We start from the raw sequence: 13,226 nt of genomic DNA, 5'->3' as shown, positions 1-13,226 counted from the left end.
TGTTATTCTGGGCTATATACCTCAATTGTCCATCCATCGGGATCTTGGAAATAAAGAGCAACACGAGACGTTCCTGTCATCTCATAGATAGTTGCCTCGGGATTGTTTCCCCTTACAAGGGTGACTCCATTGTTGCTCAGATGCTCCCCCCAAAGCAGCACTCCCTGGCGGTCAGTCCGAATTCCAAAGTGGATCCTCTCATCAGGTTTTCCTTGGTAATCGACCGCTTCCTCCAAGAAAAAATCGAAACCGCGGAAAGACGCGGCGATCTTCCTGGGGCCCAGATGGTTCACATACGAGAAGCCCAAAACTTCGCTGTAAAACGCCCATGAAATGTCCAAGTTCTTCACCAGGATGTTGAGATGTTTTATCTCGCTGACTTTTATTATTTCCAGCGTTGGATTAGACGCCATGATGATCTCCTTCAAACAGCAGTTTCTCAACTGCTCTGTTGACGGTCAGAATGGGTGATAAGCGATACGTTGTATCTGTGATCGAGAACCTGTCACTGATCATTCGGCCGCCATTAACTGATTATAGGGCACATCTAGTCTCACACTCACCGAAACGGTTTCGTCGCAAATGGTCACACCATAGACTCTTCCGTCGTAGCAACTCGCCACGAAGCTGCTTGTTCGTACATCCGTCGAAATCGATGAGATGCCGCTGGTGCTTGGGCGCACGACATTGAGCCACGTATTAGTCTCGAGGTTATACACTGCGATGCGTCCGCCGTAGTCTCCCGTGGCGATGTACGTTTCATTAGCAGCGACACATTTCGAAGAGTTTCGATGAGGCGTTTTTATTTCCTCTATCTCGCTCCGTCGCCAAATCCGTAAGGTTAGGTCCCTGCTCACGCTGCAAAATACGCCTGGCGCGACGACGGCACATCCGTTTGCGATCTGGCGGTGCTTTCCGATCCAAGTCTCAATGACTGAAAACGAGCCAATGGAGGCGACGGCCGCGTTGCGGTTGGCGCTAACTGCAAAGATCACTTCGCCATCTGTCGCCAAGCCCTTGATCGCATTTTCGTGCATCTTGATCGACGTCACGACTTCAACCTTGCCGTCGATCTCACGAATGATAACCACTTCGCCGGTGTAAGTTCCGATTGCGGCATGCGGAATATCATCGCGCAGAAACGCACATCCACAGTTTAGGGGAGAGTGGTGTTGATAAACGACTTCTCCCGTCATCGCATTGTGAATACTCCCCATCTGGCCGCCGGTCACGAGAGTGCTGCCGAAGCGCGTGAAAAAGTTGCAAAGACCGTTCATATCGGCAACAAACGCGTTGTCTTTCCTTACAATGCCAGCGTCGCCGACCGTATACAACGCGTCTCCAACTGGCAAAACCGCGTTCACACTTTTGCTCGCTTCATAGTCAATATCGTGCCAGGTACCGTTTCGAATATTGTAGACTGCATAGGTCGAGCCGAACGTGGCAAAAGCGATCTTCTCTTTACCCACGAAGGAGCAAGACCGAGGCCAGATTATATTTGGCAATGCAGCCTCGGCGAGTTTGACGATCGCTTCCGCATTGACTTGCCAGATCTTCATCTTCCGATCATAACTGAGACTGACCAGTTGCCGCGACACCGGAGAGTAAACAAGTCGTTTGATGCCGGCTTCATGTGCAGTCACACTCGAAATTGCTGTCTCTCCGCGCAGGATCGATATACGGCCTTCATCATCTCCCGCAAAAATAAGTCCCTCGGGGGTTATCGCTACCGTATCGGTTTCGATTCCGTCAAAGTTGCTGACAGAGAGTTGCGAACCATCGCCGGCTCTCCACTGGCGAACGGATCCGTCGTCGCTGCTCGAAACAATCTCGGTACCTGAAGGCATCCACGCGACCGAGATCACATCAGCAGTATGTCCGAGGCAAGTTGCCAGATGATTGCCGTCAATGTCGAAAATGCGGATCGAATGATCTCGTGAGCAGGTTGCGACACGTTTTCCGTCAGGGGAAAACGCCACCATCTCGACGTCATCTGTATGACCCGAAAGGACAGCTCGCAACCGCATTGATGGGACGTCCCAAATGCGTGCTGTATAATCGCTACTAGCACTGGCGAGCAGATCGCCAACGGGAGAGAATACGCACATGTTAGCCAGATGGTCGTGATTGACCTTGGCCAGGGCTTGATGCGACCGCGCATCCCAGAGGATCACCTGATTGTCGTACCCCGCGCTGGCGACGTACATATCCTGGAAGCTGGCAACGCCGCTGATTGGCGCGATGTGTTTCATGATACTGTTCTCCTCGTTTGTGGAACAAACTCAATGTTATGGCCTGCGAAAGCGACTTTGCTTTCGAGGTATCGGCGATTGAACTCATTGAGGTGAACGCCTGTTGGCAAAGCCTTCACAACGGCGATACCGGCCTCTCGGATTTCTCTTACTTTGAGAGGGTTATTGGTGATGAGGTGGATCGCGCCAAGTCCGAGAGCCAGAAGCATCGCACCGGCGGCTTCAAAGGAGCGGGGATCGGCGGCATGCCCGAGACGCACATTCGCCTCGAAGGTATCCAATCCTTCGTCCTGGAGTTTGTAGGCATCAAGTTTGGCGTTCAAACCGATCCCGCGTCCCTCCTGGCGCAGATAGATTATATATCCACCACATTCAGTCATGCGCTCAATCGCCTCGTTCAATTGAGGGCCGCAGTCGCATCGCAAAGACTGAAAAACGTCTCCCGTGACACACTCGGAGTGCACCCGAACGAGAGGCAGACCCTCAATCAGATGCGGGTTCACGCAAAGGGCAAAATGTTCCTTGCCATCGAGGAATCCATCGAAGGTGATGAATTCCGCGATCGCTTCTTTGATTCCCAGCGGGATTGTCACGCGCTGGCGAACAGCAATCTTATGTGATGCCATTTTCTCAGAACCTCCCGGATTTTGATTCAATGACGCAAAAAATCGACCGAGGTGTACTCAGCTGGAATCTAGTAGTTTTTACTTAAGCATTTGTTTTTATACGATTTTATTTCGTAAACGCTTAACTCAAACTTGTCTTTGGCGCAATTGTTAAAGTACGATGCGCCTGACAATTCCAGCGAGCAGACAGATGGGTGACGCGCAATACATGACTGCGCTAACTCTCATCAGCACCGGTTTGGGGGCGTTTTCCCAACCCGTCTGTCGGATACGTATCGTCCTGGACGGCAAAATCGTCGGCCGCGACATTACAAGTCCGATCGGAGGACCGCATGCCTAAAAGAATGCATTTCGAGAGGCTGGAGCGACTGCGAAGGGCGCGACCGCCTACAATAGGACCCTGTATTGGTGGTAAAGAACGGCTGATGCTCGTACCTTTGGGAGCCGATGATGTTTGTCCGACGTCGGTTCTCGAACTCATCAATTGGGCAGCGTCAGTTCCGGATTGCTCTGAGCGATACCTTACAAGGAGCGGAGGACGTTTTTTCAAACTGCCTGCACTGCAGGCGAGATCGATCGCGAGACATTGGCCATCAGGGAGGAGATCAGATGGATATAAATATGCCCGGCGTCAGCCGCTACATCGGAGATGCCGCCGATATCAATGCTATGTCGGACCGGGAAGCGCTTGGTACCGCGGAAGGCTTTCGTTCATGTCGTTTTGACTCGATCAAGGGTAATATCTTCGCTTTGAAGGGCAGCGGCAACGAAGAACTCGCGGCCGTGGTGGAATCGGCGTGGGCATCACTGGCCGATCGTCTGGCTGCAGGGATTTTGCTGGGGTTGATGGGAGACCATCGTCTGGCTGCAACGGCTCCTTGCATGATTGAAGTGCCGCGGGCGCAGGTCAAGATTGGAACCTCACCCACTGAGGTAGGTGCGATTTGTGCGCGACATCCGGATCTGGGATTGAAAGAAGAGTGGTTGATCAAAGAGACCCCGTCGTTTGAGATCAATCTCGAGGCTTTCAGAATCGGCAAATATCCGGTCACCAACATCGAATATCGCCGCTTCTTGGTCGAAAACCCCAGGGAAACGCCACCTACATCCTGGCCGTTTGGTTATTTTCCCTTAGAAAGGAGCAATCATCCCGTCTATTCCGTTAGGCCGGAAGCAGCCGACCGATATTGCAGATGGCTGTCCGAAAAAACCGGTCGCCTCTTCAGGCTCCCGACCGAATTCGAATGGGAGTACGCCGCCGCCGGCTCAACTGGTCTTGAATACCCATGGGGCGACGAATTCGACCCCGAAGCTGCCAACACCCTTGAGCTCGGTCTCTTCCGATCCGTGGCCGTTGGTTCTTTTGCAAAAGGCGCGTCTCCTTTCGGTGTTTTTGATATGGCGGGGACGGTCGAAGAATATGTCAGTGATTGTTATATGCCTTATCCCGGTGGCGAGTTCGTCCGTGACGATCTCGTCTCGTTTCTGGGCGATAAGTATCGGGTCGCGAGGGGTGGATCATTTACGCGGTTTCGAGACATGGCCCGTTGTCGACGCCGACATGGCGGTCCGCTTGACCGTTCGTTTTACGTAATGGGTTTTCGGCTGGCAGAAACGATCACATCATGACGTCGTGGAGGCCAACCCAAAATTGTGAACACAACTAACATTGACCTCTTTATACAATCGTGATCCATTTATCTCGCATAGGTTGAATATCAGGCGGGAGGCCTGCTATGTTCGATAGAAATCCACCGGCTTTCGAGACGCTAGAGGATGCCAGACGTTACCTCAGGTCCTTTGTGGGCATTGCAGGCATAACCAACCTGGCGTACCTCGCAATCTCGCTTCCTTTTGCGGAGGACGCCGCTCCACTCGCCATAGCCACCTACTCGGCAGAATGGGCGAGTCATTACCTCGGCAGGGAATATTTCCGAATTGATCCTGCAATTATACAAGGCCTGACTGGCATTCTCCCATTCGATTGGAGTTCACGACCATACACAGGGGCCGCAATAAAGCGATTTTTTGGAGAGGCAAAGGAATTCGGGGTTAGCCACCAAGGCCTCTCCTTCCCCATTCGGGGCGCCTACGGCGAAAAGGCAATGTTTTCGATCAATAGCGATCTCTCTTCCCGCGACTGGGAACAATTCAAATCCCTGAGATTTGGCGAAATCGCCATGTTTGCTTACTTTTTTCACCTCGAGGTTCTGGCCTTGTGCGGTGCAATGGAGATTCAAGCGCCTCAGTTATCAAAGCGCGAAACGGATGTTTTGAAGTGGGCCTCAGAAGGCAAGTCCGCTTGGGAAAGCGCAAAGATCATGGGCTTGACCGAGAACACGGCAAACTTCTATCTCCGAAATGCGATCTCAAAACTATCCTCGTCCAACAAAACTCAGGCGGTTGCTGTTGCCGTGCGCCGGGGCATATTATGAAGTCAATACTCAACTAATCGAGTATTTATCAACACGACATGCATGAATATGTTGCGACCGTCTTGGAGGAGCGGTTTGATGATTATTTTCGATTATGCCGACCAGCTCGCGCAAACAAACAAGGAATTGCTTGACCAGCTCTATCGACTTCGAGCCCGATCGTTTCTCGACAGGAGAGGCTGGTCTGTCGTCGTCAACGCCGGGAAAGAAATTGATCGCTTTGACAAGCTAAATCCGCTTTACGTTCTGTCGGTGAGCCAGCAGGGGCAACTTCTCGCATCGCTCAGGCTCCTCCCCACAACAGGTCCTCACATGCTCTCGGACGTTTTTCCCGAGACAATGAGCAGGACACCTCTCATTCGCCATCCGTTGATCTGGGAAAGCTCCCGATTTTGTGTCGACACCAAAGCCGTCACTGACCACACTGACCACGGACTAAACTATACCACCGGCGAGCTGTTGACAGGCCTGTTTGAAATTGCGCTTGGTGCGGGTGTTCTGAACATCGTGTCGGTCTATGATTTGTTCCTTGAGCGTATTCTCCGCAGGGCGGGATGTCGGTTCGATCGCTTGGGATCGCCTTACGAGTACGACGGCTTACCTACCGTTGCCGGCGTCTTTGACGTGTCTGCCGACTCGATCCGTTCCATTCGGGAAAGATCGGGGATTCGAGGCGATGTCTTTGAAGATTCTTCAGATCCGCCCAAAATCCAGCGGAGAGCTTGAAGAGATGGAACCAGCACCCACTGATATGTCCTCAATGAGTGTTGCAAACGAGCTTGCGACCCTCACGAAAAGAGAAAAAGACGTGCTTCGGCTGATCGTACAGGGGCGGTCTGCCAAGGAAGCAGCTGTGGATCTCGCGGTCAGTAAGAGAACCATTGAGGTCCATCGATACAATGCCATGAAGAAGCTTCGCGCCAAAAATACAGCGCAGATTGCGTTTCGATATGCCTCTCAGCTTTTGGCAAGCAACTGAGGCATGTCTTGCTGTTGAGCCGACGCATGCGTCACTCCAACGAACTATGAAAGCAGCGGATCTGGCGCGAGCGTGCCCTGGCCGGTGATCCTACTTGGCACCTGGCATGCCTGCTGATCGCCAAGCGCGGCTTCCTCCGACTACTTGCAGGACTTGGTCCGAGTGTGTGCAGTGATCGGCATAACCCAAACAAACAGGAACGACGAGGAAGAAAATGAGCGATGCAATTCCAGAAATGACGGTAGGCTCCATTTTCAGGATGGGCGACCAGTTTCATGATTCAGCGCTTCTACATTTCGCCGTCGCCGAACGGCTTTTCGATGACCTTGTTGATCAGACCAGCGCTGCCGAACTTGCAGCACGCCGCGGTTGGCTGCCGGAGAAAAGCGAAATCGTCCTTAACGCGTTGACCGCTTTGGGATTGCTTCGCAAGACTGGTGAGAGGTTCCAGAATACGCTCTCGTCTGGCTCATTCCTTCGCTCCACATCCACAGAGTTCGTTGGTCCCATTATCGATCATCAACGGCTACAATGGTCCCTTTGGTCAATGATAGGGCAGTCTCTTGTCACACAGCATTCCACCGTGCATCAGCAGGAGAATCGGCTGGCCAGTGACAGCAAGGCCAACGCTGCATTCAATCAGGCGATGATACGGCTCGCAAAGGATAACATTGCCCAGTTGTTGGAGAGCGGCCTGTTTGCAGGTGCCGGACGAGTACTCGATATATGCGGTGGACATGGTGCCTATCTAGCGGAAATAGCCAAACAATACCCGAACGTTACCGGTGAGGTCTGGGATCTGGCGACGACAAGAGAAGTTGCAGAGCAACAGTTCCGCTCGGGTTCCCTGGAGTCCCGCCTCAGTTTCCGCGAAATTGACATACGTAAAACTGATTGGCGGACGGATGAGCAGTGTGATCTGTGCATGCTAAACGACTGCTTGCACTATTTCACCTACGCCGAAATCCAGGTGATCATTGAGGGCGTGGTCTCGCTACTCCGCCCGGGCGGCAAACTTATCATTCTGACGATGACGCTTGATCCCACCGGGACGGCGCCTCCCAGTGCAGCAGGCTTTTCACTTCACATGATGCTGAATACGCGTCACGGCAAACTTCATCCCACTGATTCAATTGTTGAGTTGCTGCGTGGGGCAGGCCTGCAAACGACCGCAACGACGATCGGGGCACTGGCTCGCTACACGATGATCGTCGGCGAAAAATAGCTAACCATCAGGAGGCGCCGGTGGAGAAAGTTGCGATCGTTGTGTGCGCAATCGACGGAATGGAAAGCATGGAGACCGGTGTCGGTGTCGTCGTCAACTCATTCATTGAACACTTCTCGGAGGCGGTCGAAGCAGAAGTGTCGGGCACTCAAGTTTCGGTCTCTCTGCATTGTTTTTTTCCTAAAATGCTCGAAGGGGCAACTGGGCTGCGCGAGGACCTATTGGCAATAACAAAGCAGAAATGCGCCGAGACAGGCGGAAACATCGTCTGCCTCCCCACGTTGTCGGACGCACGCGATTGGACCAGCATGTGGTTCGGCACTTCGATGAACTCCGTTCTTCAGCAATGGTCTTTCTTGAGCCGCGAAGCAGCAAAGAAGCTGGATGAGCTTTGCGAGCGATACGATCGAGTGGTCGCGGTTCTTCACGACACGCCCTTTGCGGCGACGATGAAATATTTGAAATCTCCTGAACGCCTCTCCTGTGTTTGGGTCCCACACAGCCTGGGCTCGATATTTGACATTGATACGGACAGGTACGAATTCGAAAGGCACGCCATACAAATACACACTTCGCTGCACGGTCGGGTGGGGTACGTCAGCGGGTTTTTCCAAACAGTACTTCGCGAGCAATATGGCGTGTCTCAAGTCGATATGTTGGCCTTCGAACACGTGCTCGACCTGAATTCCTCGCGCTATCAGAAAAAATTCGGTAGCCGATCAGATTTTATCGACCTACTGCCGACAGCTAGTCCCCTCATATTCTCTTGGGGGCGCTGCAAGCCACAAAAGGGATTCGATCTCATTCTCGAGGCAGCTGCAACATTCCTCACCGACCCGGACTTTGATGAGTACCACCTGGCACTACTGATGCCGGACGCGACCGCCGAGCCAGACTATCTCAATCGTGTCAAGGCGTTGGCGGAGGTGCTACCGAAAGACCGAGTCACGATCGGGTGGGAATTTGATCCGGACGCGCCCTATGCTGTCCTGTCAAGCCGTAACCTTAGGTATGTCATTCTGGCTTCGAGATTTGAGGCATTTGGAATCGTTGCGTGTGAGGCAAAAGTCTTCTGCGCCAACAAAGTGAGAATCCTCTTCAGTCCTATCGAACCGTTCATAAGAACGTTCGACGGAACGGAGAATTCCGTTGTGCTACGCAATCTGTCTGCCGGCGCAATTCTCGACGCCCTCCGGGCGGGGAGCGAAAGCGCCACAGCACGAACACACGACACAGAGGACTACTTAACCAGACAGCGGGAAATAATCGGCGCGCTTCTTCGCCCTGGCACAGTCACCACAAGATCCATTTGAACTGAATCGGAGAGCAGAATGCGCATGGATGATCGTTTTGAAGCGTCCGTTATAGTTCCGACCTATAACAGGGCGCAGTTATTGGACTGGACATTGCAGAGCCTTGAGAGGCAAGTGACTCGTCACGCATTTGAAGTCATCGTCGTCGATGACGGGTCATCCGACGACACACAGGCGATCGTGGCGCGACACACCGGTGCGCTTTGTTTACAATATCATTTTCAGGAGGATATCGGCTTTCGCCTTGCGGAGGCGCGCAATACCGGGATCATCGCTGCCAACGGAGACATCTGCATATTCACTGACGCCGGCGTCCTGCCATCCTCTCGTTTCGTTGATGAGCACGTCAATTGTCACAACGAGGACCTTCGGTCCGATGCTGCAGTCGTCGGCTACACCTATGGCTTCCGCGGACAGATGGAGGACTATGCCGATTTCGAGCATCTCGTTGATCCCGATGATGTTACCGCGACCATCCTGCGGTTGGAAACAGTGAGGTCAGGTCACGATATCCGGGACGAGAAATTCTACGCAATTTATGGAGAGGATCTTGCGGTACAGCCTGCACCTTGGGTCGCTTTTTGGGGCTGCAATATTTCCGCAAAACGTTCCGCCCTCATGAAAGTTGGAATGTTTGATCCCAACTACAGAGCCTGGGGTTTTGAAGATCTCGACTTGGGCTATCGTCTTTTTGTTGCCGGAAACCGGTTTTGCTTCCGCCGAGCGGCAACAGCGGTCCATTACCCGCAAGAAAAGGACAATGAACAGTCCGACCGATCGGATGTTGAAAATAAGAAATATTTTCATCGCAAGTTTAGGAACAGGGAATCGAGTCTGATCTCGATGACACCCTATAACCTCCGGCTCAACGGCATGATGCTTGCAGGAATGTATCCGCAGGTCTTCAATGAAACCTTTCTTGAGGCCGCAGGATGGTGAGCACCAAAGTGGCTGTTAAGCCGGGTGCCATCAATCCCTGAGTTTTGACTGCGTTACCGTTGCCTGGTTGGCACGCCCGAGGCCTGGAGGGACAGATGAATATGGAACAGACAACCGCATCGAACCGAAAGAATAACTATCGCGGTCTCGTACCGACGCTATCAGCGGATCACAAGCACCTTGGCGGAAATATCAAGTACGGCGATCCCTTTACATACTGCCCGTCTGTATTGCGGTACGTCGTATCCCGCTTTGCTGTCCGAACCGCCTTGGACGTAGGGAGCGGCACCGGCTATGCGGCAGACTTTCTCTACAGGCAGGGCGTGAGCGTTATCGCAGTGGACGGCCTTGGCGAGAACGTCAGGAACGCAGTTTACCCTACCCTCATGCACGATCTCACGAAATCCGCCGTTCATTGCAACGTTGATCTCGTTTTGTGCCAGGAGGTCGTTGAGCACATTGATGAAGAGCATCTCGACAATGTCCTCTCCAGCCTGTGCTGTGGGAAAATCATAGTCATGACTCACGCACTGCCTGGCCAGCGCGGTCACCACCATGTCAATCTACAGCCGCCGAAATATTGGATAAAGCATCTCGAAGACCGTGGTTGCGGGTTATTGGCCGAAGATACGGATCGTATCCGTCGATGTGCGGAAGTCGATGGTGCATCCTTCATGCGAGATACCGCACTCGTTTTCGCGAACTATGCCAATTACTAACTGGACGGTTAGCCAAACCGGAATGTTTCTTACGCCATCGCACTTTGGTGAAGCGCACTTGGCGTCGTGAGGGCAGACGGACTGTAACCAGGCCTTTCGCGTACAAAGAAGATCTTCGCGGCGCAGTACTCGCTCGGATGTACTGCCAGTACCACCGAATTAGCCGATGGAAGGGCCACTTTATTTGACCATCAGCACTGAAAGGAAGTGATTCAGTTAATCCCCGACGAGGTGCAAGGCGCCAAAGCACTGAGGCACCCATACCGCAATCGGTTTTTGATGACGAACGCAACGAGGATCATTGATATGTTTGCGCAAAATGTTGAGTGCGAATTTGATACTGAGCGGGCGCTGATCAGTTCCACGATCACCCACGCAGATCCCTATCCAAAGTTCATAAATCCGAAACGCTGGCTGGAAAATCGGGAAATCCACGCCAAAGCATTCTCCGCTCTGCATCACAGTTACGAGGTTCCCGAGCATATTAGGTTCCAATTTAACCGAGGTGGACCGGTCGACTATGAGATGTTGTACTCGCTGGTAAGAGGTCCGATCGTCGCCTTTCTGTCCGCTCCAGAATCTCAGCGGAGCGCTTCTATCACGGAGGTCGCCGCGGAGGTCGCCGAAAAATCGACGCAACTTTTTTGCCGACAGTCGTTCGACCGCGCTGACCAGAAACTGAGCGAATTCTCGGATACCTCGGTGTCTATCGCGATAATAATTCCCTTTCGTGCAACAGCAGCGTCAGATGGGCGCCTAGAAAATCTCCGGCTTGCCCTCCAACGACTGGCAGAAGCCAGGGAGCGATTTACCAACCTGACGGTGGCGGTCGTCGAGTCAGACACCATCAGTCGATATGAGGGCGAGGTTACGGCGAGCGGCGCCATCTATCGGTTCCAGAAAGACTCTGGACCTTTCAATAAGTCGGCCGCCATCAACCTTGGATATCGTTCACTCCCTACCAAACCGCAATTGCTTTGCGTCCTAGACAGCGACGCCTATCTCGATCGGTTTTTCATAGACATTTGCATTACCGGTTCGCTTCTACGCGGCGACTGTGCGTCCATGCCTTTCCGCGACATGTTCTTTATCGACATTTTCGGTTCTTCCCGCCTTCGTTCACAAGGCGTGAAAGGCACGGGCCCACTTACAGGTTATCTTACGAAAAACTCGCCAGGCGGCTGCATTTGGGTAACAAGCGAAATCTTCGAGCGTGTCGGCGGGTTCAACGAAGGCTTCGCAGGATGGGGCGGCGAAGATCGTGATTTCTACAACAAGGTCGCCGGCCTCGTTCCTGTCATTCGCCATCGGGGTGTCTTCCTGCACCTGTTTCACGAGCGGGCGCCGGAGATCCATGCTTGGGCCCGGAACGGTGGTCCCTGGCAAAATAATTATAGCAAGCGAGAAAATCCGGATCAGGAGCTCATACACTCAATATCTCTCCCCGAGCGGCCATCCGCAATTGACGTTTGAAGGAGATCAAAATGAAGGTTGTAGTTACAGGCGGCGATGGGTTCTGCGGCTGGCCAACGTCGCTGCATCTTGCCAACAGAGGACATGAGGTCCTCATCATCGATGATGGCTCGCGTCGGCGAATTGCCGACGATCTCGCAGCGCAGTCGCTTACGCCTATCGCTAGCCTTGAGCACCGCGTTATAACCTGGAACACGGAATTCGCGGGAAACCTACAATTCCAGTCACTGAATATCGCGGAGAACTTCGATGGGCTGAGGTCTGCACTCCGGCAATTCGAACCGGATGCGATCGTTCATCTCGCCGCACAGCGGTCAGCCCCGTATTCAATGGGGGACCAAGTAAATGGTTACTATACAATCTTCAACAACATACTCGCCATTCAGAATGTTTTGCATTTGCTCGCATCCGAGTTTTGGGGCGTACGGCTCGTTCACCTAGGGTCGATCGGCGTTTACGGTTACAGCGATCATCCGGGCGTTATCCCAGAAGGCCTCGTCGACTTTCGCTATGTCGCAGGCAACGAGCGCCCCGCTCGCGTCCGAGCGCGATTCCCGGTCAACCCCGGCTCTCTCTATCATGCGTCAAAGGCTCAGATTGGCGTCTTGCTCGATTACTATCAATCTATGTTCGGCCTCGACGTGGTTGATCTTTACCAAGGCATCGTATGGGGAACGCAAACGGCCGAAACGCAGATGCACGAAAATTTCGTCAACCGCTTCGACTATGACGAATATTACGGAACCGTCGTTAACCGCTTTATGGTGCAGGGAAGTCTCGGCCTCCCGCTTAGCGTCTACGGAAAGGGAAAACAAACCAGGGCCTTCATCCACATTTCTGACACCGTCAAATGCATCGAAACCGCGCTCACTGCCACACGCCGCAACTCACCAGGGGTACAAGTCTATCATCAAACGGCAGAGACGCTTTCCGTCAGCGCCGTTGCAGAAACTGTCGCGCGGTTTACCGGAGCCGAAATCGGCACCATACCCAACCCCCGCGGGGAAGTGGAAGATCACCGATTTGCGGTCGCATCCAACCGGTTTAGAGACCTCGGACTTCGCCCACACACGCTAGCGGACGATTTGCTTCAGGAGATGCAACAGACCGTATTCCGCTACCGCACACGCCTGAATGGTGATGTGATTTCTCCGAGCGTGATTTGGCGACATGCAGACCATCGCTCCAGTGGAAACAGTGGACCCGGCCCCTTTTCCACCGAGAACGCATAACATGCGGCGAGTATTCTCATCAAACAACTCAAG

13 protein-coding genes are annotated in these 13,226 nt (G+C 53.0%); 10 read left to right on the top strand and 3 right to left on the bottom strand.

The window, feature by feature from the left end; genetic code table 11:
* Positions 1-2 precede the first annotated feature (2 nt).
* From I8E17_RS33115 to ribA, 3 genes are all read right to left on the bottom strand, one after another.
* Positions 3-413 carry a VOC family protein gene (locus I8E17_RS33115; protein WP_162993114.1) on the bottom strand — a complete coding sequence of 137 codons (411 nt, stop codon included), beginning with the start codon at positions 411-413 and terminating at the stop codon, positions 3-5.
* 99 nt (positions 414-512) lie between these two features.
* The gene (locus I8E17_RS33110; RefSeq protein WP_209159735.1) at positions 513-2,252 is read right to left on the bottom strand and encodes a WD40 repeat domain-containing protein; all 1,740 of its coding nucleotides are present in this window, start codon (positions 2,250-2,252) and stop codon (positions 513-515) included.
* A complete protein-coding gene (gene ribA / locus I8E17_RS33105) occupies positions 2,249-2,878 on the bottom strand; it encodes a GTP cyclohydrolase II RibA (RefSeq protein WP_078053779.1) in 630 nt (209 codons plus the stop codon). The genes I8E17_RS33110 and ribA overlap by 4 nt, the downstream gene beginning before the upstream one ends.
* Before the next feature lie 609 nt (positions 2,879-3,487).
* Between ribA and I8E17_RS33100 the strand changes: the two genes are divergently transcribed.
* The 10 genes from I8E17_RS33100 (at position 3,488) to I8E17_RS33055 (ending at position 13,193) form a co-directional block, all read left to right on the top strand.
* The gene (locus tag I8E17_RS33100; RefSeq protein ID WP_209159733.1) at positions 3,488-4,507 is read left to right on the top strand and encodes an SUMF1/EgtB/PvdO family nonheme iron enzyme; all 1,020 of its coding nucleotides are present in this window, start codon (positions 3,488-3,490) and stop codon (positions 4,505-4,507) included.
* A 107-nt stretch (positions 4,508-4,614) separates the two neighbouring features.
* Positions 4,615-5,313: a LuxR family transcriptional regulator gene (locus I8E17_RS33095; RefSeq protein WP_121593434.1), complete on the top strand. Its 699-nt coding sequence runs from the start codon at positions 4,615-4,617 to the stop codon at positions 5,311-5,313.
* A gap of 78 nt (positions 5,314-5,391) precedes the next feature.
* Complete coding sequence (locus I8E17_RS33090) at positions 5,392-6,039, top strand: acyl-homoserine-lactone synthase (protein WP_121593432.1); 648 nt, start codon at positions 5,392-5,394, stop codon at positions 6,037-6,039.
* A complete protein-coding gene (locus I8E17_RS33085) occupies positions 5,990-6,292 on the top strand; it encodes a helix-turn-helix transcriptional regulator (protein WP_121593430.1) in 303 nt (100 codons plus the stop codon). Before I8E17_RS33090 ends, I8E17_RS33085 begins: the two co-directional genes overlap by 50 nt.
* Positions 6,293-6,506: 214 nt before the next feature.
* Complete coding sequence (locus tag I8E17_RS33080) at positions 6,507-7,517, top strand: methyltransferase (RefSeq protein ID WP_209159731.1); 1,011 nt, start codon at positions 6,507-6,509, stop codon at positions 7,515-7,517.
* A 20-nt stretch (positions 7,518-7,537) separates the two neighbouring features.
* Entirely contained in the window at positions 7,538-8,830 is a 1,293-nt protein-coding gene (locus I8E17_RS33075) for a glycosyltransferase (RefSeq protein WP_209159729.1), read from the top strand.
* Positions 8,831-8,848: 18 nt separating this feature from the next.
* On the top strand, positions 8,849-9,769 hold the full coding sequence (locus I8E17_RS33070; RefSeq protein ID WP_121593424.1) for a glycosyltransferase: 921 nt from the start codon (positions 8,849-8,851) through the stop codon (positions 9,767-9,769).
* A 95-nt stretch (positions 9,770-9,864) separates the two neighbouring features.
* The gene (locus I8E17_RS33065; RefSeq protein WP_209159727.1) at positions 9,865-10,488 is read left to right on the top strand and encodes a methyltransferase domain-containing protein; all 624 of its coding nucleotides are present in this window, start codon (positions 9,865-9,867) and stop codon (positions 10,486-10,488) included.
* Between the two features lie 306 nt (positions 10,489-10,794).
* Positions 10,795-11,961, top strand: a complete 1,167-nt coding sequence (locus I8E17_RS33060) for a galactosyltransferase-related protein (protein WP_209159725.1) — start codon at positions 10,795-10,797, stop codon at positions 11,959-11,961.
* An 11-nt stretch (positions 11,962-11,972) separates the two neighbouring features.
* Positions 11,973-13,193, top strand: a complete 1,221-nt coding sequence (locus I8E17_RS33055; protein WP_209159724.1) for an NAD-dependent epimerase/dehydratase family protein — start codon at positions 11,973-11,975, stop codon at positions 13,191-13,193.
* Positions 13,194-13,226: the final 33 nt, after the last annotated feature.

Source organism: Rhizobium sp. AB2/73, assembly GCF_020871915.1.
GTDB lineage: Bacteria > Pseudomonadota > Alphaproteobacteria > Rhizobiales > Rhizobiaceae > Rhizobium > Rhizobium dioscoreae.
This window is presented reverse-complemented; position numbering and strand designations above follow the sequence as displayed.

What these genes read in the sequence shown, in the direction of transcription:
- I8E17_RS33115 (WP_162993114.1), bottom strand. Translation starts at nt 413, where the DNA reads ATGGCGTCTAATCCAACGCTGGAAATAATAAAAGTCAGCGAGATAAAA.
- I8E17_RS33110 (WP_209159735.1), bottom strand. Translation starts at nt 2,252, where the DNA reads ATGAAACACATCGCGCCAATCAGCGGCGTTGCCAGCTTCCAGGATATG.
- ribA (WP_078053779.1), bottom strand. Translation starts at nt 2,878, where the DNA reads ATGGCATCACATAAGATTGCTGTTCGCCAGCGCGTGACAATCCCGCTG.
- I8E17_RS33100 (WP_209159733.1), top strand. Translation starts at nt 3,488, where the DNA reads ATGGATATAAATATGCCCGGCGTCAGCCGCTACATCGGAGATGCCGCC.
- I8E17_RS33095 (WP_121593434.1), top strand. Translation starts at nt 4,615, where the DNA reads ATGTTCGATAGAAATCCACCGGCTTTCGAGACGCTAGAGGATGCCAGA.
- I8E17_RS33090 (WP_121593432.1), top strand. Translation starts at nt 5,392, where the DNA reads ATGATTATTTTCGATTATGCCGACCAGCTCGCGCAAACAAACAAGGAA.
- I8E17_RS33085 (WP_121593430.1), top strand. Translation starts at nt 5,990, where the DNA reads ATGTCTTTGAAGATTCTTCAGATCCGCCCAAAATCCAGCGGAGAGCTT.
- I8E17_RS33080 (WP_209159731.1), top strand. Translation starts at nt 6,507, where the DNA reads ATGAGCGATGCAATTCCAGAAATGACGGTAGGCTCCATTTTCAGGATG.
- I8E17_RS33070 (WP_121593424.1), top strand. Translation starts at nt 8,849, where the DNA reads ATGCGCATGGATGATCGTTTTGAAGCGTCCGTTATAGTTCCGACCTAT.
- I8E17_RS33065 (WP_209159727.1), top strand. Translation starts at nt 9,865, where the DNA reads ATGAATATGGAACAGACAACCGCATCGAACCGAAAGAATAACTATCGC.
- I8E17_RS33060 (WP_209159725.1), top strand. Translation starts at nt 10,795, where the DNA reads ATGTTTGCGCAAAATGTTGAGTGCGAATTTGATACTGAGCGGGCGCTG.
- I8E17_RS33055 (WP_209159724.1), top strand. Translation starts at nt 11,973, where the DNA reads ATGAAGGTTGTAGTTACAGGCGGCGATGGGTTCTGCGGCTGGCCAACG.